The sequence below is a fragment of the Ereboglobus sp. PH5-10 genome, from assembly GCF_029504735.1.
Taxonomy (GTDB): domain Bacteria; phylum Verrucomicrobiota; class Verrucomicrobiia; order Opitutales; family Opitutaceae; genus Ereboglobus.
The window spans coordinates 91,314-115,199 of sequence record NZ_JAQFIP010000008.1 but is presented as its reverse complement, the minus strand read 5'-3'; the positions used below and the strand labels follow the sequence as shown (position 1 = coordinate 115,199).

16 protein-coding genes and 1 tRNA gene are annotated in these 23,886 nt (G+C 58.0%); 13 read left to right on the top strand and 4 right to left on the bottom strand.

The features are described from left to right. Window positions 1–18 precede the first annotated feature (18 nt). The 4 genes from M2447_RS08325 (at window position 19) to M2447_RS08310 (ending at window position 6,565) form a co-directional block, all read left to right on the top strand. Complete coding sequence (locus tag M2447_RS08325; protein WP_277558203.1) at window positions 19–2,190, top strand: hypothetical protein; 2,172 nt, start codon at window positions 19–21, stop codon at window positions 2,188–2,190. Between the two features lie 51 nt (window positions 2,191–2,241). Continuing rightward, window positions 2,242–2,556, top strand: a complete 315-nt coding sequence (gene rhaM, locus M2447_RS08320; protein WP_277558202.1) for an L-rhamnose mutarotase — start codon at window positions 2,242–2,244, stop codon at window positions 2,554–2,556. Window positions 2,557–2,695: 139 nt separating this feature from the next. Continuing rightward, on the top strand, window positions 2,696–5,620 hold the full coding sequence (locus M2447_RS08315) for a Tat pathway signal sequence domain protein (protein ID WP_277558201.1): 2,925 nt from the start codon (window positions 2,696–2,698) through the stop codon (window positions 5,618–5,620). A gap of 48 nt (window positions 5,621–5,668) precedes the next feature. Next, window positions 5,669–6,565, top strand: coding sequence for a rhamnogalacturonan acetylesterase (locus tag M2447_RS08310; RefSeq protein ID WP_277558200.1), 897 nt, complete (start codon window positions 5,669–5,671; stop codon window positions 6,563–6,565). Window positions 6,566–6,646: 81 nt separating this feature from the next. On the opposite strand, the gene M2447_RS08305 is transcribed toward M2447_RS08310, so the two are convergent. Then, window positions 6,647–6,722, bottom strand: a tRNA-Ile gene (locus tag M2447_RS08305). A 142-nt stretch (window positions 6,723–6,864) separates the two neighbouring features. On the opposite strand from M2447_RS08305, the gene M2447_RS08300 reads away from it, so the two are divergent. The 9 genes from M2447_RS08300 (at window position 6,865) to tmk (ending at window position 20,033) form a co-directional block, all read left to right on the top strand. Continuing rightward, window positions 6,865–8,988: a thioredoxin family protein gene (locus tag M2447_RS08300; RefSeq protein ID WP_277558198.1), complete on the top strand. Its 2,124-nt coding sequence runs from the start codon at window positions 6,865–6,867 to the stop codon at window positions 8,986–8,988. A gap of 111 nt (window positions 8,989–9,099) precedes the next feature. Further along, the gene (locus M2447_RS08295; RefSeq protein WP_277558197.1) at window positions 9,100–10,008 is read left to right on the top strand and encodes a 1,4-dihydroxy-2-naphthoate polyprenyltransferase; all 909 of its coding nucleotides are present in this window, start codon (window positions 9,100–9,102) and stop codon (window positions 10,006–10,008) included. Between the two features lie 335 nt (window positions 10,009–10,343). Beyond that, window positions 10,344–11,756, top strand: a complete 1,413-nt coding sequence (gene rimO, locus M2447_RS08290; protein WP_277558196.1) for a 30S ribosomal protein S12 methylthiotransferase RimO — start codon at window positions 10,344–10,346, stop codon at window positions 11,754–11,756. 115 nt (window positions 11,757–11,871) lie between these two features. Then, window positions 11,872–13,227: a DUF4424 family protein gene (locus tag M2447_RS08285; protein WP_277558195.1), complete on the top strand. Its 1,356-nt coding sequence runs from the start codon at window positions 11,872–11,874 to the stop codon at window positions 13,225–13,227. A gap of 119 nt (window positions 13,228–13,346) precedes the next feature. Further along, window positions 13,347–15,257 (top strand): threonine--tRNA ligase, encoded by a 1,911-nt coding sequence (gene thrS / locus M2447_RS08280; protein WP_343215384.1) that lies wholly within the window; start codon window positions 13,347–13,349, stop codon window positions 15,255–15,257. A 49-nt stretch (window positions 15,258–15,306) separates the two neighbouring features. Next, window positions 15,307–17,022: a DUF262 domain-containing protein gene (locus M2447_RS08275; RefSeq protein WP_277558192.1), complete on the top strand. Its 1,716-nt coding sequence runs from the start codon at window positions 15,307–15,309 to the stop codon at window positions 17,020–17,022. 183 nt (window positions 17,023–17,205) lie between these two features. Continuing rightward, window positions 17,206–17,973 (top strand): Fic family protein, encoded by a 768-nt coding sequence (locus M2447_RS08270; RefSeq protein ID WP_277558190.1) that lies wholly within the window; start codon window positions 17,206–17,208, stop codon window positions 17,971–17,973. 168 nt (window positions 17,974–18,141) lie between these two features. Next, the gene (locus M2447_RS08265; protein WP_277558188.1) at window positions 18,142–19,278 is read left to right on the top strand and encodes a PfkB family carbohydrate kinase; all 1,137 of its coding nucleotides are present in this window, start codon (window positions 18,142–18,144) and stop codon (window positions 19,276–19,278) included. 35 nt (window positions 19,279–19,313) lie between these two features. Further along, complete coding sequence (gene tmk, locus M2447_RS08260) at window positions 19,314–20,033, top strand: dTMP kinase (protein ID WP_277558187.1); 720 nt, start codon at window positions 19,314–19,316, stop codon at window positions 20,031–20,033. A gap of 103 nt (window positions 20,034–20,136) precedes the next feature. Here the strand turns inward: tmk and M2447_RS08255 are convergent, their stop codons facing one another. The 3 genes from M2447_RS08255 to M2447_RS08245 all read right to left on the bottom strand — a co-directional run bounded on the left by M2447_RS08255 (window position 20,137) and on the right by M2447_RS08245 (window position 23,865). After that, a complete protein-coding gene (locus tag M2447_RS08255) occupies window positions 20,137–21,156 on the bottom strand; it encodes a FecR domain-containing protein (protein WP_277558186.1) in 1,020 nt (339 codons plus the stop codon). Window positions 21,157–21,193: 37 nt separating this feature from the next. Next, window positions 21,194–23,236 (bottom strand): O-antigen ligase family protein, encoded by a 2,043-nt coding sequence (locus tag M2447_RS08250; RefSeq protein ID WP_277558185.1) that lies wholly within the window; start codon window positions 23,234–23,236, stop codon window positions 21,194–21,196. A 71-nt stretch (window positions 23,237–23,307) separates the two neighbouring features. After that, window positions 23,308–23,865 (bottom strand): bifunctional nuclease domain-containing protein, encoded by a 558-nt coding sequence (locus M2447_RS08245; RefSeq protein ID WP_108826297.1) that lies wholly within the window; start codon window positions 23,863–23,865, stop codon window positions 23,308–23,310. Between the last annotated feature and the right edge of the window lie 21 nt (window positions 23,866–23,886).

The window sequence follows — 23,886 nt, the reverse complement described above, 5'->3', positions numbered from 1 at the left end:
CCCAATTCGCATTTTTATATGAACGGCATCCGAATATTGGACATCCTGGTGGTTCTCGCTTATTTCGCGGCGATTGTTTACATCGGGAGGCGCGCCAAGGCCGCCTCGTCAAAGGGTGAGGAGAGTTACTTCCTCGCGGGCCGCAAGCTCGGCAAGCTCTATCAGGCGTTCCTCAACTTCGGCAACGCCACCGAGCCGCAGGGCGCGGTTTCCAACGCGAGCTTCGTTTACAGAAGCGGCGCGTCGAACGCGTGGTATTCGTTCCAGACGGTGTTCATCAACCCGTATTACTGGTTCATGAACGTGTGGTTTCGCCGCGTGCGCCTGCTCACGATGGCCGATCTTTTTGTCGACCGTTTCAACAGCAAGGGCATGGGCGTGTTTTATTCGCTGTTCCAGATTTGCGTGGCGGTGCTGCTGATTGGTTTCGGCAGTTTCACGGCTTACACGATCACGGCGTCGCTGGTGAACAAGGCCGAGGATTCATGGACGGTTGAGGAGCGCGCCGCCGTCGAAAGTTTCCGCGAGTTGCGCGCCCTCGAAACACAACAGCGCGTGTCGATCATCGCCGCCGAGCTGGCGGGTTTGAATGCGATCGCGCCCGATGCGCTCACCGGCGCGCAGCGCGCCCGCGTCGCCGAAATCACCCATGACATGGCGGCGGACACGAAGAGTTTTGAAAACATCACCCCGCTCGCGCCCGCGCAGCAGCAACGCCTGGCGGACTTGCGCGACGCGAAGGCGCGCGGCGATATATACAGCAATGTGTCGGTGCTTCGCCCGCCTGTGTATAAATGGGGTTTTTATATAATGTTTATCGCGGTCGTGGGCGCGTATATGGTGCTCGGCGGCATGCAGGCCGCGGCGGTCGCGGAGGCGTTGCAGGGCACGCTGATTATTATTTTCTCCATATTGCTCATCCCGACCGGACTCTACGCGATCGGCGGCTGGGGGCAGCTTGCCGAGAGGGTGCCTGCAAAGATGTTCGACTTGTTCGGCGGCTCGCTCACGGGCTGGAGCATATTTGCGATCACACTGGTAAGCCTTATACAAATGAACGCGCTCAGCCCGAACATGAACATCATGGGCTCCGCGAAAAACGAAACCGCCGCCCGCATGGGCGTGACCGGTCTCTACGGCAAACGCCTGATGATCATTTTGTGGACGTTCGCGGGCCTGATTGCCGCGGCGCTCTTTGTCGGGCCTGACGCGCTTGCCGATTCCGACACGGCGTGGGGCATGCTTTCCGAGCGGCTGCTCGGCCCGATCCCCGGATTCATCGGCCTCATGCTCGCGGGGGTTATCGCCGGCGTGATGTCGAATCTCGCCGCAAAATCCATCGCGGTTTCGGCCTTGTTCACGCGCAACATCTACCGCGTGTTCAATCCCGCCGCCAGCGAGACGAAAAGTGTGTTTGTTGCGCGGTGCACCATTTGCGTGGTTCTGGTCGTCGGGCTTTTCGCCGCGACATTCATGAAGGACATGATGGCGGTCGTTAAGCTCGTCATCACCGTCAACGTGCCCTTTGGCGTGCTGATCATGGTTATGTTTTTCTGGCGCCGGGTGACGCTGCCCGCCGCGTGGACGGCGATCATCGTGGCGATCGCGCTCAATGTCGCATTCCCGATTGTCGCGCCGTGGATTCCGGCGATGACCAACAACCAGTCGCTCGCGATTTCCTCCATTGAAAAGGATGGCAAACCGGCCCCCGTTTACTGGGAGGTTGTCACCCGCGTGGACAAGGACAATCCCAACAGTCCGCTGAAAGGCAGCGGTCGTTTCGACATGGAGAACTTCATGGCCACCAAGCTCGGCATCGTCGACTCGGCCACGATGAGCGCGCGCAATCGCGAAAACCTCCGCTACTATGTGGACGCCGCGCTGCCCTTCATCGTTCTCATTCTCATGAGCCTCCTGACGCGGAACCGCAACCCCGGGCAGGTCGATTTCTTCTATGGCAAAATGAAAACGCCCGTTGGCGACACGCCCGAACTCGAGGCGCAGGCCATCGAGGAAACGCGCCGCAACCCGCGCCGCTTCGACCACACCAAGCTCTTCGGCAAAAACTCATCGTGGGAATTTGGAAAGTGGGACAGGCAGGACGCCGTCGGTTTCGTTGCATGTTGCGCCGCCTCCGGCGCCATCATCGCGCTCTTCTGGGGCCTGCTCAAGCTGGCCTCGGGCGGGTAAACGCCATCTCCGAATCCCGACTTAAACCGAACAGAAAAAACCACTCCAACAATGATCCGCAAAGCATTCGTCATGAGCGTGAATCCCGGCAAGGAAGCCGAGTATCAGCGCCGCCACAATCCCATCTGGGCCGATCTCGCCGCCGAGCTTAAAAACCACGGCAGCCACAACTACTCGATCTTCCTCGACCCGAAGACGCTCCAGCTTTTCGGCTACGTGGAAATCGAGAGCGAGGAACGCTGGGCGCAAGTCGCGCAAACCGACGCCTGCCGGCGCTGGTGGAAGTTCATGGGCGACATCATGCCGAGCAATCCCGACAACAGCCCGGTGTCGCGCGACCTGGACGAGGTTTTCCACCTCGAATAATAAGCAAATAATAACAACCCTGTTTAATATTAACCACGGAGGACGCGGAGAGGCACGGAGAGCGAAATAATATAATCTCCGTGTCCCCCGTGCGCTCCGTGGTTAATTTTTTTATATTAAAACCTCCCAATCTTATAACATGAAAAACGCCTCCATCACCCGCCGCGCCTTTGTCAAAAACGCCGCCATCGCCGCGGCCGCCGTGCCGCTCGCCGCGTCGCTCGCGCGCGGCGCCGACGCCAGGGCCGCCAGGCCCGCGAAAGCCGCCTCCATTTCGCCGGACGTCAAAACCATCCGCTGGCTCGACGGCTCCGCCCCCGCGATCAATGTCGGCGCGACTTTCGGCACGCCGTGGCCGATGGGCGCCGCCGCGAAGGACACTGATTTCGCGCTCCGCGACACCTCCGGAAAATCCATCCCCGCGCAAACCTGGACAACCGCCTGGTGGCCCGACGGCTCGATCAAATGGACCGCCACCGCCGTGCCCGCCGGAATCAAAATCGGCAACGACCTCGACCTCGCCCCCGGCAAACCCGCCGCGCCCGCGAAACCGGTCTCGGTAAAAGACTCGGGCGACAGCGTAGAGGTGGACACCGGCGTGATGCGCTGCGTCATCGCAAAATCGGGCGATGTGCTCGTGCAAAAAATCACGCGCAACGATTCGAAAAACAAACCGGTTCTCGTCAACGGCCGCCTCGTCGCGCTCAGTTCCTCCGCGCCCGACCTCGACGGCTCCGCCGGCACGCAAACCACGACCGCGTTTCAAAGCAAAATCATCGCCGTCACCGTCGAGCAAAACGGTCCCGTGCGCGCCGTCGTGAGGATTGAGGGCGTTCATGCGCGCTGCGCGCTAATGAAGAATGAAAAAACCGGCAATGGTGACACGCCCCTTCAGGAAAGTTCAGTCCATTCTTCATTATCCATTTCTCATTCTTCATTAGGCGGCGAAGCCGCCGCCACCTGGCTGCCGTTCACCGTGCGCCTCTATTTCTACGCCGACGGTGAATGCGTGCGCATGATGCACAGCTTCGTTTTCGACGGCAATGCGGAGAAGGATTTCATTCGCGGACTCGGCGTGCGCTTTGAGGTGCCCATGGCCGACGCGCCCTACGACCGTCACGTTCGTTACGTCGGCGAGGGACGCGGACTCTGGGCCGAGGCCGTCATGGGCCTCACCGGCCTGCGCCGCGATCCCGACCAGCGCGGCAGCAACGCAATCAAGTCCGCCCAACTCGCCGGCCTCGCCTGCCCGCCGCTGTCCACGTTCAACAAACAAGTTTCTGACCGCATCCAATACATTCCCGAATGGGGCGACTCCACGCTCACGCAACTCTCCGCCAACGGCTTTGCCATCCGCAAACGCACCAAGGCCGGGCACGCCTGGGTCGATGTCGACCAGGGCACGCGCGCATCCGGCACCGGTTACATCGGCGGCGCAAAAGGTGGCGGCGTTGTCTTCGGTCTCCGCGATTTCTGGCAGCGCCACCCCGTGCAACTCGATGTGCGCAACGCCCACACCGACGCCGCCGAGGTTACCGTCTGGATGTATTCGCCCGAGGCGCCGGCGATGGATCTGCGCTTCTACCACGACGGCATGGGCATGGATACGTTCAAGAAACAATACGACGGCGGCCTCATCATCACCTACGAGGATTACGAGCCCGGCTACGGCGACGCGCACGGCATCGCCCGCTCGAGCGAGCTGTTCCTCTGGGCCGTCGCCGCCACGCCCTCGCGTGACACCATTGCCGACATGGCCGCGCTCGTCCGCAATCCCGCGCACCTCGTTTGCCCGCCCGCGCGCATCCACGCCGCAAAAGTTTTCGGCGACGTTTGGGGCCTGCCCGACACGTCCACACCCGTGAAAGCGGCGCTCGAAAAACGCCTCGATTGGCAGATCGATTATTACAAAAAACAAATCGACCAGCGCCATTGGTATGGATTCTGGAACTACGGCGACGTGATGCACTCCTACGATCGCGACCGCCACGTTTGGAAATACGACGTCGGCGGCTACGCGTGGGACAACTCCGAGCTCTCGCCCGACCTCTGGCTCTGGACCTACTACATGCGCACGGGCCGCGCCGATGTCTTCCGCCTCGCCGAGGCCATGACGCGCCACACCGGCGAGGTTGACACTTATCACGCCGGGCAATTCGCCGGGCTCGGCACACGCCACAACGTCCAGCACTGGGGATGCTCCGCGAAACAAGTCCGCATCTCCACCGCCGCCTACCGCCGCATCTACTATTACCTCACCGCCGACGAACGCGTGGGCGACATCATGCGCGAGCTCCTGGACGTGGACAAAAAACTCAACGACATCGACCCCGCCCGGAAACTTGAAAATGCCACGCCGCTCGGCGCCTACGATTCGCGCGTCAGCTTCGGCACCGACTGGGCCAACCTCGCCGTCGCCTGGCTCACCGAATGGGAGCGCGGCGGCGACATGAAGTATCGCGACAAACTCCTTCGCGGCATGCGCGACTGGGGCAAAATGCCGCTCGGCTTTTTCACGAGCGACCGCTACGGCTACAAAATCGCCGACGGCAGCCTCGAGCCGCTCACCGTGCGCGGCCGTCCCGGCAACAGCACGGCGACCATCGGCGTCTCGCACCTCGATTCCGTTTTCGGCGCAGTCGAAACCTTCGCCGAGCTCATTCAGCTCACCGAGGGCCAGCCCGAATACGAAGGTTTCAAAAAAGTCTGGCTGCACTTCTGCACGCTTTACAATGCGCCGAAGGACGAGAAAAAGGCCGCGCTCGGCGCCGATGTCCGCGGCGGCAGTCTTGCGCAAGCCCACTCGCGTCTCACCGCCTACGCCGCGAAGATGACGGGCGACAAAAAACTCGCCGCCCGCGCCTGGAGCGAATTCTTCCGCAACGACGCCGCCGACCATGGTGATTCCTCCGGCACGCGCCACTTGCTGGAAACGAAACGCATCGAAGGCCCGACCGTGCTGAATCCTGTTGACGAGGCCGCCTGGGTCTCGACCAACGACGCCTCCCAGTGGGGCCTCGCCGCCATGCAATGCCTCGCCCTCGTCGGCGACAGCATTCCGTAAGTGGGCGCGGTGGTGAACAATCGGCACTGCATTTGGTATATTTTCATCATGCGTCATCTCACACTTATCACACTCGGTTTGCTCACACTTTGCCTTGCCAGGGCGGCGACAGGCGCGGCCTCGGATGATCGTCCGGTTGAGGACGCTTCCAAGGCGGGTCTCGTCAAAAAAGAGCGCGCCGAGTTGCCGACGCTCTGGGTTATCGGCGACTCCACCGTGCGCGTCGGCACCAATGGACAGCGCGGCTGGGGCGACGAACTCAGGCCGTTTTTCGACACGGCCAAAATCAACATCGTCAACCGCGCCATCGGCGGACGCAGCTCGCGAACATTTCTGACCGACGGACGCTGGGACGCCATTTTGAAAGAGCTGCGCCCCGGTGATGTTGTCATCATGCAGTTCGGGCACAACGACGCCGGACCCATAAACGAAAAGCCCCCGCGCGACTCCAAGACGCGTGCGCGCGGCACCATTCGCGGCAATGGCGACGAAACCGTTTTTGTTGAAAAAAACATTATCACGGGAAAGCCCGAAACCGTTCACAGCTACGGCTGGTATATCCGTAACTACGTGGCCACCGCCAAGTCCAAGGGCGCGATTCCCGTGGTCTGCTCCCCGGTGCCGCGCAAAAGCTGGGACTCGGAATCCGCGAGCGCCAAAATAAACCGCGCCTCGGGCAGTTATGGCTTGTGGGCGCGTCAGGCGGCGGAGCAGTCCGGCGCGCTGTTTGTCGACCTCAACGAGATCATCGCGCGCGGTTACGAGAAACTCGGGCGCGCCGCCATCGAGCCGTTTTTCGCCGACAAAGGCACGCACACCACTCGCGAAGGCGCGGCTTTCAACGCCCGTGCCGTTGTCTCGGGCCTGAACAGTTTCAAGGATGATAATCCGCTGGCCGCGTATCTTTCCGAGGACGGCGGGAAGGTTCCGGCGTTTGTCCCCTGATCCCAAACGTCATAAACGTTCTCGCCGCATTGCACCCGCCCGGCATCCCGAACGCGCGGGAAACAACACCGGACAAAAAATTGGTGGGCCCTGTGGGATTCGAACCCGCAACCAAGGGATTATGAGTCCCCTGCTCTAACCGTTGAGCTAAAGGCCCCCGAAAGTTTGCAAAGAAAGAGGGATATTTCCGCTTCCTGCAATAAAAACGAACGTAAAAATCAAAACAGCCCTTTCTATTTCATGCGCGGCTGGCAAAAGTGGGAAAAATCTGCATGGTTCCGCTATTCGCCAAATTTGTCATGGTTTCACGTTTCCGTTTAGTCTTCGCGCTGGTCGTCGTTTCCGGATTTCTTCCGGTTGCAAGCGCGCCCGCGTTTGCCTCCTTGTTTTCGTTCGGCGGTTCGCAACAGGTGCGGGCGTCGTTGGTCGCGCTCGACGAGTCCGTCCAGCCGGGCGGGACGGTGACCGTGGCGTTCAAGCTCGAGCACGCGCCGCGCTGGCACACTTACTGGATCAACGCCGGCACCGGTCTGCCGACCACGATCGCGTGGGAGCTTCCCGAGGGCTGGCGGGCGGGCGAAATCCAGTGGCCGGTGCCGTCGCCCATCAAGGATCATCAGGGCAACATTACCGGCAACGGATACGACGATGTCGTTTATCTGCCCGTCACGCTCACGGCTCCGGCAAACCTTGCGCCCGGAACAACAATCACCCTGAAGGGCAGGGCCGACTGGCTCATGTGCGCCGATGTGTGTGAACCCGGTGGCGCGGATGTTTCCGTCACACTGCCCGTGCTCGCGGCGGCGCCGAAACCGTCCGCGTTGCGCGCGAAGGTTTTTGCGACACCGCCCATGCCGGAAAAAACAGGCAGCGCCCGCGTGACGGCCTCGCGCGCGCCGGGGGCGAAAAGCGTGACGCTCGTTTTTTCGCCGTCGCCGGTTTCGGCGAATGATGCCGCGCCGCATTTTTTCGGCCTCGACGCGTTGATTCAATACGATCAGGCGCAATCCGCCAAAATCGAAAACGGCGCGCTTTCGCTGACGCTGCCCGTGTCCGACTCTTACGATGGCGATGGCCGCCGTCTCGCCGGCGTGCTCGCGTTTACCGATGCGAAAGACGTTTGGCGCGGTTATGATATCGACGTGGTGATCGGCGACTCGGATGACGCTGCTGGCGCGGGAGCGGGAAAATCGTCCGCGACAACCGCGGGGGCGTCCGCTGGAAGCGCCGGGGAAATTGCGGGCACGCTTTTGCTCGCGTTTGTCGGCGGGCTCATCCTCAACCTCATGCCGTGCGTGTTTCCGGTGCTCGGCATAAAAATCCTCGGCTTCGTAAACCAAGCCGGAGCGTCGCGCCGCAAGGTCACGCTGCACGGCATCGCGTTTACGGTCGGCGTGCTGGTCTCGTTTTGGGCGCTGGCGGGATTGCTGGCGGTGCTGCGCGCGGGCGGCGAACAACTTGGCTGGGGCTTCCAACTGCAATCGCCGGTTTTCGTTTTTGCGCTGGCGGCGCTGCTGCTGATTTTTGCGATGAGCATGAGCGGCGTGTTTGAGTTCGGGCTTTCGGCGACATCGGTCGGCGGCGGCCTGCAAACCAAGGGAGGCTACGCCGGATCGTTTTTCACGGGTGTGCTGGCGACTGTCGTGGCGACGCCGTGCAGCGCGCCGTTTCTCGCACCCGCGCTCGGCGCGGCGCTGGCCATGTCAACGGGCGAGTCGTTTTTCGTTTTCACGGCAATCGCGCTCGGGCTTTCGACGCCGTATCTGCTGCTCTCGATTTTTCCCGGCGCGGTGAAAGTGCTGCCGCGCCCCGGCGCGTGGATGGAAACCTTCAAACAGGCGATGGCGTTTCCGCTCTACGCGACTGTCGGCTATCTGGTTTGGGTGCTCGCGGGGCAGCTTTCCGAAAACGGACTTTTGATGGCGCTCTTCGCGTTTGTTTTGGTTGCGCTGGGCGTGTGGTTTTACGGGCGCTACGCGGCTCCGGGCAATTCGTCCAGGCGCAAAACCATCGGCATCGCGGGCGCGCTTGTCTGTCTGCTGCTTGGCGGCTTGCTTGGCTGGCCGCGCGCGGCGGCGCCGACGGATATTGTTTGGGAGAAATGGAGCCCGGCGGCGGTCGCCTCCGCGCAAACGTCGGGAAAAACGGTGTATGTCGATTTCACCGCGCGCTGGTGCGCGACCTGCCAGGCGAACAAAAAACTCGTGTTCAGCTCGGACGAGGTGAACCGCGTGTTTCGCAACAAAAACATCGTCGCGCTCAAGGCCGACTGGACAAACAAGGACGCGCAAATCACCGCCGAGCTCGCGAAGTTCGGACGCTCCGCCGTGCCCTTCAACCTGGTCTACAAACCCGGCGAGCCGGAGCCTGTTGTGCTGCCGGAATTGCTCACGCCCGGCATCGTGCTGGATGCGTTGAAATAGAAAATAGACGACCGCAAAGATGCACAAAAAAGCGCAATAAAACAGCCCGCCGGTTTGTTTTTCTTTTTGCGCCTCTTGCGCCTTTTTGCGGCTATTGAGCCGAAAACAAAAATGTCCAACGCCGCCGAAAAACCTTCCGTATTGAAAATCTGGATACTCGCCTCGCGTCCGCGCACGCTGCCGGCGGCGGTTGCGCCGGTGATGGTCGCGTCGGCGCTCGCATGGCACGACGGCGCGTTTCACTGGCCCGCGGCGCTGGCGTGCCTGCTGTTCGCGTTGTTCATCCAGATCGGCACCAACTTTGCGAACGACTATTACGATTACGTGAAGGGCGCCGACACCGCCGAGCGCGTGGGGCCGAGGCGCGCCGTCGCGATGGGGTGGGTGAGTCCGCGCACGATGCGCGCGGCGATGTGGATTGTGTTCGGTGTGGCGTTCGGGTGCGGGCTGACGCTGCTGCGCTTCGGCGGATGGCCGCTGCTGGCCATCGGCGTGGCGAGCGTGATCTGCGGCATCGCCTACACGGGCGGCCCGTATCCGCTCGGCTACAACGGGCTCGGCGATGTTTTTGTTTTTGTGTTCTTCGGTTTTGTCGCCGTGGGCGCGACTTATTTTGTGCAGGCGGCCACGGTCACGGCGGCGGCGTGGGTAGTCGGCGCGGGCGTGGGCGCGCTGGCGGTGAACATCCTTGTGGTGAATAATTATCGCGACGCCGAGACCGACGCGCGCGCGGGCAAGCGCACACTCGTGGTGCGTTTCGGGCGCGGATTTTCACGCGCGCAATTCGCGTGCGGTTTGCTGGTCGCGTTTGCTGCGCCGGTTGTGTTGTGCGCGCGCGGTTACTCGTTGTGGACGCTGCTGCCGCTCGCGCTTGCGCCGATGGCATGGACGCACGCGCGCCGGTTGCGAACCGGCAAAACGCCGCCGGAGCAGATCGCGCTTTTGGGCGACACGGGCAAATTGCTCGCGCTTTACGCGGTGCTTTTTAGCGCGGGATTGTTGCTGGGAACGCGGACTTGACTCGCGGCGGGCTGTTTCGTCACTCTCTCGCCTTTCACCAACCAAAACCACACACACATTTATGGGCAAACAATACAACAAAACCATCAAGAAGAAGCGCCGCATCGCCTATCTTAAACGCAAGAAAATCGCTGCCAAAAAACCCGCCAAGGCCGCGAAGAAATAAGGTTTTGCCAACGGAAGTTTTCGTTTCCGAACGCATTTCAACCGCAGCCCCGCGCTGCGGTTTTTGGTTTTGTAGAATGATTTTTATCCAACCACGGAGAACACGGAGAGCCCGGAGAAAAACTAATCAATGGTTTCCGGCTCCGCGCCCTTCGTGCTGATTTCTTCTCATGATCAGCGTCAGTCTCATTTCCCTCGGTTGCGCCAAGAATCTCGTCGATAGCGAGATCATGGTCGGGCATCTGCGCAAGGCCGGCATGAATGTGATCCCCGAGGCCGCGAAGGCCGATGTCGTCATCGTCAACACCTGCTCGTTTCTCCAGTCATCAAAGGAGGAGTCGATCAACACGATTCTCGAGGCGCATCAAAACCGCGGCATGCGCAAGCGCCGCAAGGAGCAAAAGCTGATCGTCGCCGGTTGCATGGCTCAACGCTACGCGAAGGAGCTGCCCGACGCGCTCCCCGAAGTGGACGCCTACCTCGGCCTCGACCAGGTCACCAAGGTCGCGTCGATCATCGAGGAGATTTATGAAAAGGAGCGCGCGAAAAACGCGGCCTCCGAAACTTTCGTGACGCCGCGCTCGAGTTACATTCCCGACTACGACACGCCGCGCTTCCGGCTCACGCCGCGCCACTACGCCTACGTGAAAATCGCCGAGGGCTGCAATCATCCGTGCACGTTTTGCGTCATCCCGCGGATTCGCGGACGCCACCGCTCGCGCACCGTCGAAAGCGTGGTTGCCGAGGCGCGCCGGCTCGTCGCCGAGGGCGTGCGCGAGATCAACCTGATTTCGCAGGACACGACGTTTTTCGGCATGGACACCTGGGCGCAGCGCCCCAATCCGCGCACGCCCGTCGATTCGGCGCGCGGCTCCGCGCTGACCACGCTCATCCGCGAGCTGCAGGCGATCCCGGGCGACTTTTGGATACGCCTCCTCTACACGCATCCGGCGCATTGGAGCGACGAGTTGATTCGCACCATCGCCGAATGTGACAAGGTCGCGCGTTACATCGACATGCCGCTGCAGCACATCAGCGACCACATGCTCGGCGCGATGCAGCGCGAAACCAACTCCGCCTACATTCGCGATTTGGTGCGGCGCATCCGCGCGGGCGTGCCCGGCATCGCGTTGCGCACGGCGTTCATCGTCGGCTTCCCCGGCGAAACCGCAGCCGACGTCGATGAACTATGCGAGTTTATCAGCGAAACGAAATTCGAGCGGCTGGGCGTTTTCCGTTATTCGCAGGAGGAGGGCACGCGCTCCGCGAAAATGAAGGGACAAATCACCGCGAAACAAAAGGAGGCTCGCTGGCATCGCACGATGGCGCTGCAAAAGGAAATCGCGTCGGAGGTGAGCCGCGCGTTTGTCGGACGCACCCTGCGCGTTCTGGTTGAGGAGCCCGGCGTCGCCCGCGGCGAAGCCGACGCGCCCGACATCGACGGCCGTGTGTATGTGCCGAAGACCCTGCCCGTCGGTGAATTCGCCGAGGTAAAAATCACCGGCTACCACGACTACGACCTGCTCGCGCTCCCGCCCGGCGAAAAGCCGGCGAAGTTCAAGACTGCAAAGCAGGCGCAGTGACGCGCGAGGGCGGCGCGATTAAGGTCGCCCCTGTGTTAACCCACGTTACTTGAGACGTTTTTTTATAGTCATACTCAGGAAGCATGCGCATTATTACGAATATTACCTCTAAGTTATGAAATGGTTTTGCACTGCTTTCTTCAGTTTATTTGGCGTTTTGCTATGGGCCGACATCGCGCCGATGGAATATCACGGCGGTGGCATTGTCCCTGTAAGCGTGAGCACTATAAAAATGGAGTCCGCTGATGTGGAAATTATATGGGGAACGCCTTGCGTGCTTCGCGCTAAGTTTGTGATGCATAATGTGTCCGACACAAATCAAGATGTGCAGCTGGGGTTTCCCATGCCGTCCGACGAATACAATCGAGCGCATATTCTTGAAAAATTAACCATAGCGTTCGATGGTGTGCGCACACCCGTCGATGGTCCTGTTAGCGGCACGCCGGGCCGGGTTCATCGAACCAACTGGATATGGTATCAGTGTAAACATTCTTTCGTTCCGGGAAAAACAACCGTTGAGGTCAGCACCACGATGCAGGCATCGGAGGTATATGCCGCGCCGTTTCGTGAGCGCTTGAGATATTGCATTGAAACGGGGCGCAACTGGGTTGACGCGATAGGCAAGGAAACCGTCACAATTACTTTTCCCACGGATATCGCCCGCGATCAAATTATAGAAGTGAAGCCGGCGAACGGCAAAGTCGAGGGCTCGCGTGTTACATGGGTCTTTGAGAATTTCAAGCCCGCGGGCAATGAATTCGATATTGATATAACTTATGTGCATCCTCGTTTGATGAGTGAAATTACACGATTGCGGAATGAGTTGAAACATCATCCGGAATCCGCGACAACTGCTGTTAGATTGGCGAAGTGCCTGCTTGTGCTCGGTTATGCCAAATCAAACAGCGGCTTTCTGCCAGAGCGTTTTTCGAATGAGGAATACGAAAACATCGTCGCATCCATCGGTTCCAAAAAAGACAGGCGGATATTCACCAAGCATTACGTGAAAGCTGCGGATACTGACGTATATCAGCAAAGCAGTTCCGAATGGACCAGGGAACGAAGGTCTTTGGTAATGATATTGGCAACTGCGGGCTATCGGGACGAAGATTCACAGATTTCCTTTGTGCGAGAAGGCGAGGCGCTGCTTCTCGACGTCCTCAAAAAAGACAGCCGCAACGCCGAGGCATGGAATGTCTATTTGGCAAATTACTGGAGGTTCCATTATGCGGCATACGGACACTGGTTCGGGTCGCATGTCCTTACAAAGAAACAGGCATCCATAATCCGGCAAGCGTCCAAAAACTGCCCAAACGATAAATGCATCCGATTGTGGAAGGGCGCTGTCGACAAAAGCTGGGGCGATGACTCCGACTTAGCGCTTCGGGAAGCGATTAGACAAAATAAATACGATTTGCCGGACTTTCTTGATTGGCCGAATCCATCGCTGCCCGATCTCCCGGAATCGTGAGAGTTTATCTTTGATGGGGACATCCACCGTGGCCGAGGATTTTTCATAGCCAACGGCCCGCAAACTTTCTTTCCTTCAGCCTTTCCGTCCTTCAGTCTTTCAGTCTTTTTCCAAACATCATGTCCATGACTCCGCTCGAAGAAATCCGTCACTCCTGCTCGCACATCCTCGCGACCGCGGTCCTCCGCGTTTTTCCCGAGGCCAAACTCGACATCGGGCCGCCGACGGACACCGGCTTCTACTACGACTTCGACCTCGATCACAAATTCACCATGGACGACCTCGCCAAAATCGAGGCCGAAATGAAAAAGGTCATCGACGAAAACCAAGCGTTCACCCGCAAGGAAGTCTCGCGCGACGAGGCCAGGGAAATCATCAAGAAAATCGGCCAGGAACGCTACAAGCTCGGCCGCCTCGACGACATCCCCGACGACGAAAAAATCTCGTTCTACCAAAACGGCGAGTTCATCGACCTGTGCGCCGGCACGCACGTGCGCTACACAAAACAAGTCAAGGCGTTCAAACTCCTCTCCATCGCCGGCGCGTATCACCGCGGCGACGAAAAGAACAAGCAGCTCCAGCGCATCTACGGCACCGCGTTCCCCACAAAGGACGAGCTCGCGCAATACCTCGAGCGCCTCGAGCAGGCCAAGCTCCGCGACCACCGCAAACTCGGCCGCGACCTCAAGCTCTTCCACATCGACGAGGATGTTGGCCAGGGTCTCATCCTCTGGACTCCGCACGGCTCGATCATCCGCCAGGAATTGCAGACCTTCATCAGCGAGGAGCTTCGCAAACAAGGCTACTTCCAAGTCTTCACGCCGCACATCGGCAAGCTCGCGCTCTACAAAACCTCCGGCCATTTCCCCTACTACAAGGAGTCGCAATTCCCCGCGTTTGCCGAGCCCGACCAGCTCGCGCGCATCGCCGGCGAAGGCTGCTCGTGCGCCGAAATGACCGCGCGCCTCGAAGCCGTCACCTCGCAATTCGCCGCGCAAATGAACGAGCGCACCGGCTCCAACATGATCACGCCCGACCGCGTCATGGACGCCGACCGCCTGCTCGACGGCTTCATGCTCAAGCCGATGAACTGCCCGCATCACATAAAAATCTTCGCCTCGCAGCCGCACTCCTACCGCGACCTCCCCGTGCGCCTCGCCGAGTTCGGCACCGTTTACCGCTGGGAGCAGTCCGGCGAGCTCAACGGCATGACACGCGTGCGCGGATTCACGCAGGACGACGCGCACCTTTTCTGCACCGAGGAACAAGTCGCCGACGAAGTGCTCGGCTGCCTCTCGCTCGTGAAAATCGTTCTCTCCACGCTCGGCATGTCCGACTACCGCGTGCGCGTCGGCCTCCGCGATCCCGACTCCAACAAATACACCGGCGACGCCGCCAACTGGGACAAGGCCGAGGCCGCCTGCCGCAACGCCGCCAAGACGCTCGGCGTGCCCTTCACCGAGGAACCCGGCGAGGCCGCGTTCTACGGGCCGAAAATCGACTTCGTCATCAAGGACGTGATCGGCCGCGAATGGCAGCTCGGCACCGTGCAAGTGGACTACAACCTGCCCATCCGCTTCGACCTCTCCTACATCGGCCCCGACAACCAGCCGCACCGCCCCGTGATGATTCACCGCGCGCCCTTCGGCTCGATGGAACGTTTCTGCGGCGTGCTCATCGAGCACTTCGCGGGCGACTTCCCGCTCTGGCTCGCGCCCGAGCAAATCCGCCTCGTGCCGATCAGCGACAAGGTGCTCGACTACGGACGCGACCTGCTCGCGCAACTGCGCGCCGCCGGCCTCCGCGCGACGATGGACGAGCACAGCGACAAACTCGGCGCAAAAATCCGCCGCGCCGAACTCGAAAAAGTCCCGCACGTGCTCGTGCTCGGCGCGAAGGAAGCCGAGGCCAAGTCCGTCAGCGTGCGCACCCGCGCCGCCGGCGACGAAGGTGTGCAACCCTTCGCGCAATATCTCGAACGCGCAAAAACCGAAGTGACACTCAAAACGCTAACTAGGAAAATATATTAAGACACTCAAAAAAATAATATAACATTTAACAAAAAAGAGAATTCATAAAATGTCATTTCAAACTCCGATCACGATTGCAGAAGCCATCAAAAACATAGAGAGCAATCACTACTTATTGCCATCAATTCAACGCGAGTTTGAATGGAAGCATAGTAAAATTGAATGGTTGTTTGATTCGATAATGAGAGACTATCCCATTAGCTCATTTCTTTTTTGGAGAGTAGAGGGGGAAACTAAGAAAAAATACAGATTTTATCAATTTTTGAGGGACTACAAAGAAACCTACAAAACACATAATGAAGAATTTCCAACGAAAGGACATAATGATTTCACCGCTGTGCTTGATGGGCAGCAAAGATTAACATCACTGTATATAGGCCTAAGGGGCAGTTACGCCTATAGGAGACCTCGTTTGTGGGAAGAGAACACTGAACGCGTCTATCCTACAAGACATCTTTATTTAAACATAAAAGAACCGATCTCTGGCGAAGAGGATGGCCGCATTCATGAATTTAAATTTCTAACAAAAAAAGAATTCTCTGATCCTTCAAAATGGTTCAAGGTTTCCGATATATTTTCTTTAGCAGATGATTTTGAATTTAACAAATTTTTAGACACGAATGGGTATAAAAATAATGAATTTTCTTATCGATCACTATCGACATTAAAGAATGTTATTCATTCTAAACAAATAATTAATTTCTTTCTAGAAAAAACTCAGGATTTAGATAAAGCGCTAAACATATTTATACGCATTAACAGCGGAGGACTTCCACTCGATTTTTCAGACTTGATTATGTCAATTGCTGTCGCCAATTGGGAAAAAAAGGATGCCCGGTGCGAAATAAACTCATTAGTTGATAATATAAGAGATAAAGGTTATTCTACATCAAGAGATTTTATTCTGAAGGCATATTTATATCTCTATAGCAAAGATATTAAATTCAAGGTTACTAACTTCTCTAAAGAAAATGCAAAAGATTTTGAGCAACACTGGGATAATATTCGAGACGCCATATTGTCAGTGTTTGATCTAGTGAAGTCTTTCGGGTTTACGGACAAGACGCTTACTTCAAAAAATGCATTACTGCCCGTTATTTATTATTTATATCATCGTAAAATATTTAAAAATTTCACCTCCATTCAAAAACATAAAATTGATAGAGAAATTATAAAAAAATGGATGCATGTGGCTTTAGTTAAGAGAATTTTCGGCGGCCATTCAGATTCAATTTTGAGCCAAATCAGAAAAGCCTTCACTAGTGACATTTCCAAAGAAAAAATCCTGCCTGCGGTGTCGTCATTTCCTGTTGATAAAATTCAAGATCAGTTCAGTAAGGATCTCGGAATTACAGATGAGTTTATTGATAACATTCTTTTGACGCAGAAAGATGACGCATACGCTTTTTCATTGCTAGCATTGCTTTATCCGAATCTCGATTATAAAAACAATAATTTTCACAAGGACCATCTTCATCCTGCTTCAATGTATGAAAATTTATCAGAAGAGGATAAAAGCAAATATCCTTGGCATGTGTTCAATTCTTTAATGAACCTGCAAATGTTAGATGCTAATGAAAACATGTCGAAACAGGACGCCTTATTGGTTGATTGGGTGAAAACTGAAACTTTAGAAAAAGACAGAAATGTCTTTCTTGCAAGTCATCTCATCCCAGACGTTGATTTGAATTTGGCTAATTTCGATCAATTTATAAATGAACGAAAAATTTTACTTACAGAAAAATTAAAAATGATTCTAATATAAGGATTGACTACGAATAAAACGCGCAGGCTATCACAGGAAAACGAATCCATTCCAACTAACGGCAATCAACACTAATCACTTCAAAAAAAATATGTTCAATGCCACTACGATTAATTTTATGCACTTCCCTTCGAGGTTAATTTGGAATTAATCCATGAAAAGCATGAAATGTAAATAAAATTTATGGATAACCTTGTGACATGTTTTTTTACGGAAAAGCATACTAAGCGCAAGGGCGGCTTGTATCATAAAACGCAAGTGAACCTTGCCTACAATTCGAACCGGATCGAGGGCAGCCGGCTGACCGAGGATCAAACCCGTTATATATTCGAAACCCGCACCATCGGCTTCAAGGACGAGGAGGCGGTTTCGGTTGATGATATTATTGAAACATCAAATCATTTTTTTGCCTTCGATCATCTCCTTGACACGCTGGGCGAGCCGCTTTCGTGCGATATTATAAGGCAATTTCATCGCATATTAAAAACCGGAACATCAGACGACGCCAAGCCTTGGTTTAAGACGGGTGACTGGAAAACACTGCCAAACGAGGTGGGCGGTGTCGAAACAACAAAACCGGAGGCTGTGGATGCGGAAATGAATGGTATAAACGAATGGTATGCCCGCATCGAAAAAGTCTCCTTTGAAAATATAATCGAATACCATTGGCGCTTTGAAAAAAACCATCCCTTTCAGGATGGCAACGGCAGGGTTGGCCGCCTGCTAATGTTCCGGGAATGTCTGAAAAATAATATTATTCCCTTCATAATAGACGAACGGCACAAGCAATTCTATTATCGAGGCCTTGGGGAATTCGCCACTATACGGGGATTCCTCATGGACACCTGCCTCTCGGCGCAAGACACCTATGCGGAGTGGGTTTCCTATTTCTACCCAAATCTCTCGGGGAAAAATACGGCTCCGACTAATGAAATTTATAAAAAACAGTGATCCTTTTTTGGAGTGCGGTGGCAGAGGGCTCAGCCCGGCGACACCGCTTTTGCACTCATAAAAAACCCGTAAATCGCTCAAAGCGGTGTCGCCGCTGCGCTCTGCCACCGCACTCCAAAAGCATGATCCAATTTTGTGGCCTAACTTTATAGAAATCCAATATCCACCATGTCCTTCCAGCAAAACACCCTCGCCGAACTTTCCCAGAAACGAGCTGCTTACGAAAAGCAGCCCAAGCACGCTCTCGTGGGGCTCGACGGATTTGTCGACACGATTGTCACGCCCGTCGCGCTTCGCACCGCGCAGGGCGACGCGTTCACGCCCATCGCCACGATCACCGATTTCGGCCAGCGCGTCCTGGGCGCCGCCGGCAAATCCACCAACATCGAGTTCTACCCGCGCATGGAAAAACTCGGCGGCAACGGCCCGATCATGGGCAACGCGCTCCTCGCCTCCGGCACGACGCTCACCTACGTCGGCGCGATCGGCAAGGGCGGGCCGCACCCCGTCTTCGCCGACATGGCCGAGCGCGCAAGGGAGGCGATTTCGCTTTGCGCGGCCGCCAGCACCACCGCGGTCGAGTTCGAGGACGGCAAACTCATGCTCGGACAGATGCGCTCGCTCGACGAAATCACATACGAAAAACTCGTCGAGACACTCGGAGTTGACGGCCTCATAAAACAATTCGCCGCCGCCGATCTCGTCGCGCTCGTCAACTGGACGATGATCCCGAACATGACGGACGTTTACAAGGGCGTGCTCAAAAACGTCCTCCCCGCGCTTCCGCCGCGCGCCGCCGCGCAGCCGCGCCGCATTTATTTCTTCGACCTTTGCGACCCGGAGAAACGCGCCGCGCACGATCTGGTGGACGCGCTCAACGTCATCGCGGAATACGAAAAACACGGCGCCGTCACGCTCGGCCTGAATCTCAAGGAGGCGCAGCAAGTGCACGCCGCGCTCGGCCTCGGTCTTTTGGAGGGCGAGGAGGAAGCCGACCTGCGCGCCGCCGCGGGCGCCATCCGCAAGAAGCTCGCCGTCGCGTGCGTGGTCGTGCATCCGCGCAAATCCGCCGCGTGCGCCACGCCCGAGGGCGACTTTTGGGTGCCCGGACCGTTTTGCGAAAAACCGCTCATCACCACGGGCGCGGGCGACCACTTCAACGCCGGTTTCACAACGGGGCAGTTGCTCGGACTCAGCCCGCAGGCGTGCCTCGCGCTCGGCGTCTCGACCTCCGGCCACTACGTGCGCAGCGCGCACAGCCCGTCGCTCGCGGACCTCGAAACATTCCTCGCACGTTGGAAATAAATTCTCCATAGTCCGCGCATAAACCGATTCCGACCATGCCTCTTTCCAACAAACAACGCACCGGCATTCTCATCTCCTTCGAAGGCTCCGAGGGCAGCGGCAAGACGACGCAAATCGCTCGCCTCGTCAAACGCCTCGAAAAACTCGGCCACGAAATCGTGACCACGCGCGAACCCGGCGGCACCAAGATCGGCGAGCAGGTGCGCGACATCCTCCTGCACAATGCCGGCAGCGACAAAATGTTCGCCGAGACCGAGCTGCTGCTTTTCGCCGCCGCGCGCGCGCAAATCGTGCGCGAGGTCATCGCGCCCGCGCTTCTTCGCGGAGCCGTTGTGCTGAGCGACCGCTATCTCGATTCTTCGACCGTCTATCAGGGCATCGCCCGCAATCTCGGCAGCGACCCCGTCAACGAAATCAACCGCTTCGCCATCGGCAGCGTCATGCCGGATGTCACAGTTGTGATCGACGTGCCGACGAAGGTGAGCCTTTCGCGCATCAGCAAGCGCAAGGGCGCGAAGCCCGACCGCATGGAGCGCGAGAACATCGACTTTTATGAAAAAGTGCGCGCGGGGTATCTCGTGCTCGCGAAGGGAATGCCTGAGCGGTTCGTCGTCGTGAACGGCACCAAGAGCGCGGCCGCGATTGAAAAGGAAATTTGGAACGCCCTTCTAAAGCGCGTCTTCAAAAAGAAAGCCCCCAAGACGCTGCCAATGAAAAAGGCCGCAGCGAAAAAGAAAACCGCGAAGAAAAAATAATCAGGGGGAGGGCGCGTCGAGAATTACGAGAGCCAGGCGCGACGGTTGGCGGAATATCGCTGACGTTCGGGACGGCGAAACTGCCCTGTCACGGAAACTACACTCACGCGCCGGTGCCGTCGGTCGGGGAGAGGCGGGGGGCGTCGGGTTGCGGGGGCGGCGAGGGGGACAGGCTTTCGCCGGATGAGTCGGTTTCAGCGGAGGTGTCCGCGCTTTGTTGCTGGTTGCCCTGATCGCTGGCGGTGTCGCTGACGGCGCCGGCAATATTTGGCGTGTATGTTTTGGCGCCGGGTGTTCCGGGGATCGAAATGTCCGCGGTTGCATTGAGCATTGTTTGCACGCGCTGCATCAGCATGGCTTGCGCGGCGGCGGATGAGGTTGATGGTTCCGATGCCTCGCTGTCGTCGCCGAGCGCCGCGCCGCTGGTGTCGGCCATGTCAACATTTTCGAGGACGAGTTGTTTGCCCTGTGGAATCAGGATGGGGCGCGAGCGATTCGGGACGTTCATTTCGACAAGACCTTCGAGCATTACGATGGCGAAGTCGGCGGTCAGCGAATCGGCCCGTGCGTTGGGCTTGGATTGCAGGCTGTCGGGAATGTAGGAAATCTGGAAGGTCGTGCCGCGAATGCCCGCCACGCCGAGCGGCGTGTTGACCTTGAAGTTGGAGCCTTCCTCCTTGTTGAGTTTTTTCACGTTGGCGATCAACTCGCCGCGCACCAGGTCGAGGTTGGTTTGCGAGGAACTGGGTTCGCTCAGCGCCTCTGACATTTTGAAGACCGCGCCGAAGGGGGTTTGGGTGAACTCGTCGAGCGCGACGAGGGAGTTTTCGCCGATAGTCACGGTGGCGCCGTTGGAGAATGCGAGCATCACGCTGGCCTTCGGGCCGGTGGCGATCATCTGGCCTTCGGTCACCATGGAGCCGGCGCGCAACGCGAAACGATAGGTTTCCCCCGAGGTGAAAACATACACCTCGCCCGTCACCTGCACGACGATGATATTGGCGACATTTTTGGGCAGCTCGCCCTGCGGCTCCTTCGCCGGTTCTTGCTGCGCGCGCATGGCGCTGACGAGGGCGGCGCACAAGGTGGCAAATAGGAAAAATTTGGGAAGAAATCTCGTCATGCGTGAAAGGTTGTTGGCGGTGAAATGGTGTTTGCCATCAGCGGTTTGATTGCAATTTCACTCGCAAACTATCTGCGTCTGTGTGGCCGGGGTCAAGACGCAAGCACATGTCGGCCGCGGCGAGCGCAAGGCTGCGTTTCACGGGCGAAAGACTGAGGTGGTAGGCTTGGTGATACCACGCGAGCGGGCTTGCGGGCGCGAGTTGCAGGGCGCGGGCAAAGGCATCGCCTGCCTCGTTGGTGCGCGCTTGCAGGTCGAGCGCGACTCCGAGACGCAGCCAGAACTCGGACACTTCCGGCGCGCGATCAAGCGCGGCGCGGGCCGCGGTTTCGGCTTCGCCGCCGAGTTGCGCGGCATTTTGTTTTTCAATGCGCGCGTGCAGGGCGAGCGCATAGGCGCGGTCGGACCAAGCTTGCGCGTTGTCGGAATCGAGCCGGATCGCCTTGTCGAAAAACGCGGCGGAGCGGGTCAATGTTTGCAGGCGGTCGGCGCGGTCGGATGCGGTTTTCAGATCGCGACCCGCGAGCGCGTCGATTTGTTCGCGTCCGGAAACGCGCGCGGCCTCGGCCCGGTAGGTTTGCACGAAGACAATCCCTCCCAGCGCAAGCACTGCGAGGGTGATTGCGGTGCCAATTACACGCTGTCCGAAAACACGGGCTGTGGCGATTTGGGCTGCTTTTTTCGGAATATCGCGCGGCGCATTTTTACCCTGTGCAGTTTGCGAAGGCTGCGTGTTAGCTTCGCGGCGTTTTACGATTTCGGCGGCGCAAACTGCGACTATCATCGCCAGCGCGGGGATGTGCATGTGGAAATCCACCATGCACGCAAATGCAAAGCCGAGCAATCCGATGCCGAGCGCGCGGGTGAACGCGGTTTCGGCCAAAACGCCGTCGGGAATCGTGCGCGGGGTGTTGGTGATGCGCGGGCGCTTGCGGCGGCTTTTCCACGCGATCACGCACACCGCGCCGAAAAAAAGCACGAAACCGGCGATGCCGTAGTCGCTGAGCAAATTGAGGAATTCATTGTGCGTCCACTGCGGGTTGTTGAGAAAACCCTCGGGGCGGTGTTTTTCGAAAACGGTGTTGAAGCTGCCCGCGCCGGTGCCGAGAACGGGCGCGCCGGCGGTTATTTCGAGCGACGCCTGCCAGAGAATCACGCGCGATTTTTCGCCGTGATCGAGGACGAGTTTCTGCGCTCGTTCGCGCGCGGAGGGCAGGGTGGTCCAGATCGCAAGCGCTGCAAGCGCGGCAACGGCCAGAACCGCGGCACAAGCGAGCGCGCGCCGAAAAAAACGCCACTCGCCGACAAACCACGGCCAGCAAACAAGCGCGACGGTGAACGCGAGCACGCCGCCGCGGCTGAGCGTGAGCACGAGGCCGAGCATGAGCGCGAGCGCGACATATCCGCAGGCGATGCGTTGCACGCCGTTTGCGCCGCGCCGCCAGGCGAGCGAGAGCACGGGCGGAATCAATAGCAGGTAGAATGCCGCGAGCGAATTGGGATTGCCGAGAAATCCGCTTGCGCGTCCGACGTATTGCCCGGCCTGCACGCGTCCAAGCATCAACCATGTTTCATGGCCGTTGAGCTGGTAGGCGGAAAGAACCAGCGCAACCGCGCCGAGCAGCGCGACCGTGCCGAGCACGAGACGGCGGGGCCCCTTGTTTTGCAGGTTTTCGAGCGCAATGCCGAAGACGAGGAATGCCTGAATCCACAACATCAGTTCGCGCGCGCCGAGCCAGCGCACGGGGGTGATGTATAAAACGCTTGCGCCGGCGTAGAGGAGAAAAGGAACCAGCCACGCCGCGGTCCAATGGGATTTGGAGCCGCTCCAAATCATGCGAATCATCGCGATTGCGGCGGTTGCGAATGTGAGCGCGCTTGACCAGACCATCGTCTCTGCGCGCACGCCGCCGAGGCAGAGCGAAGTCCATGCAAGATTAACCGAAAGCAGAATGGCGACGAGCCACTCCCCGGCCGAATAAAGAACGGCGGGGCGGAGCGCCGCGCAAGGGCGCGCTTTCACGCGGTTCCATGCCGAAGCGGGCTTCGCGGTATTTTGTGTGGTTGCGGCGGGGGGCATTGCGCGGGTGTGCTTTGAGGCAAAACTATTTCTGGAGACGCAGCCGCGACGGATTGAATCGGGATGGAATATTATTTTTCGTCGTCCTCGTCGTCGGAATCCTCGTCCTCTGTTTCGTCGTCTTCCGCGAGTTCGGAAAGGATGTCGTCGATGCCGTCGTCATCACTTTCGTCGTCATCTTCTTCGACTGCCTTCTGCGCCATGAGGTGCTCAAGCAATTCGGTCATGTCCTCGGCGGAGTCGAACACTTTGCGCGCGACAAAAATCGGGCGCGAATGCTGGATTGCGAGCACGATGGAGTCGCTCGGGCGGGCGTCGATTTCGAGCAGTTTTTTCCCGATTTCGTTTTCCATGCGCAGGAAAATGCGGGCGAAAAACGTGCCTTCCTTGGCGTCGTTGATGAGCACGCGCTCCAGTTCCGCGCCGAGGCCAAGCAGGATGTGCCCGATCAAGTCGTGCGTGAGCGGACGCTCTTTTTTCGCGCCGTCGAGTGCCATCTGCATGACGCTGCCGACAAAATGATCGACGTAGATCACAAAGTGCCTGCCCTCGGCGCCGAGGAACACGGCGCAGCCGTTCGCGGTCGGCATGACGGCTTTGACGGAGACTTCGATGGCATCGGTTTTCATGGGGGTGAAGCGTTATTGCGC

What these genes read in the sequence shown, in the direction of transcription:
- M2447_RS08325 (WP_277558203.1), top strand. Translation starts at nt 19, where the DNA reads ATGAACGGCATCCGAATATTGGACATCCTGGTGGTTCTCGCTTATTTC.
- rhaM (WP_277558202.1), top strand. Translation starts at nt 2,242, where the DNA reads ATGATCCGCAAAGCATTCGTCATGAGCGTGAATCCCGGCAAGGAAGCC.
- M2447_RS08315 (WP_277558201.1), top strand. Translation starts at nt 2,696, where the DNA reads ATGAAAAACGCCTCCATCACCCGCCGCGCCTTTGTCAAAAACGCCGCC.
- M2447_RS08310 (WP_277558200.1), top strand. Translation starts at nt 5,669, where the DNA reads ATGCGTCATCTCACACTTATCACACTCGGTTTGCTCACACTTTGCCTT.
- M2447_RS08300 (WP_277558198.1), top strand. Translation starts at nt 6,865, where the DNA reads ATGGTTTCACGTTTCCGTTTAGTCTTCGCGCTGGTCGTCGTTTCCGGA.
- M2447_RS08295 (WP_277558197.1), top strand. Translation starts at nt 9,100, where the DNA reads ATGTCCAACGCCGCCGAAAAACCTTCCGTATTGAAAATCTGGATACTC.
- rimO (WP_277558196.1), top strand. Translation starts at nt 10,344, where the DNA reads ATGATCAGCGTCAGTCTCATTTCCCTCGGTTGCGCCAAGAATCTCGTC.
- M2447_RS08285 (WP_277558195.1), top strand. Translation starts at nt 11,872, where the DNA reads ATGAAATGGTTTTGCACTGCTTTCTTCAGTTTATTTGGCGTTTTGCTA.
- thrS (WP_343215384.1), top strand. Translation starts at nt 13,347, where the DNA reads ATGTCCATGACTCCGCTCGAAGAAATCCGTCACTCCTGCTCGCACATC.
- M2447_RS08275 (WP_277558192.1), top strand. Translation starts at nt 15,307, where the DNA reads ATGTCATTTCAAACTCCGATCACGATTGCAGAAGCCATCAAAAACATA.
- M2447_RS08270 (WP_277558190.1), top strand. Translation starts at nt 17,206, where the DNA reads ATGGATAACCTTGTGACATGTTTTTTTACGGAAAAGCATACTAAGCGC.
- M2447_RS08265 (WP_277558188.1), top strand. Translation starts at nt 18,142, where the DNA reads ATGTCCTTCCAGCAAAACACCCTCGCCGAACTTTCCCAGAAACGAGCT.
- tmk (WP_277558187.1), top strand. Translation starts at nt 19,314, where the DNA reads ATGCCTCTTTCCAACAAACAACGCACCGGCATTCTCATCTCCTTCGAA.
- M2447_RS08255 (WP_277558186.1), bottom strand. Translation starts at nt 21,156, where the DNA reads ATGACGAGATTTCTTCCCAAATTTTTCCTATTTGCCACCTTGTGCGCC.
- M2447_RS08250 (WP_277558185.1), bottom strand. Translation starts at nt 23,236, where the DNA reads ATGCCCCCCGCCGCAACCACACAAAATACCGCGAAGCCCGCTTCGGCA.
- M2447_RS08245 (WP_108826297.1), bottom strand. Translation starts at nt 23,865, where the DNA reads ATGAAAACCGATGCCATCGAAGTCTCCGTCAAAGCCGTCATGCCGACC.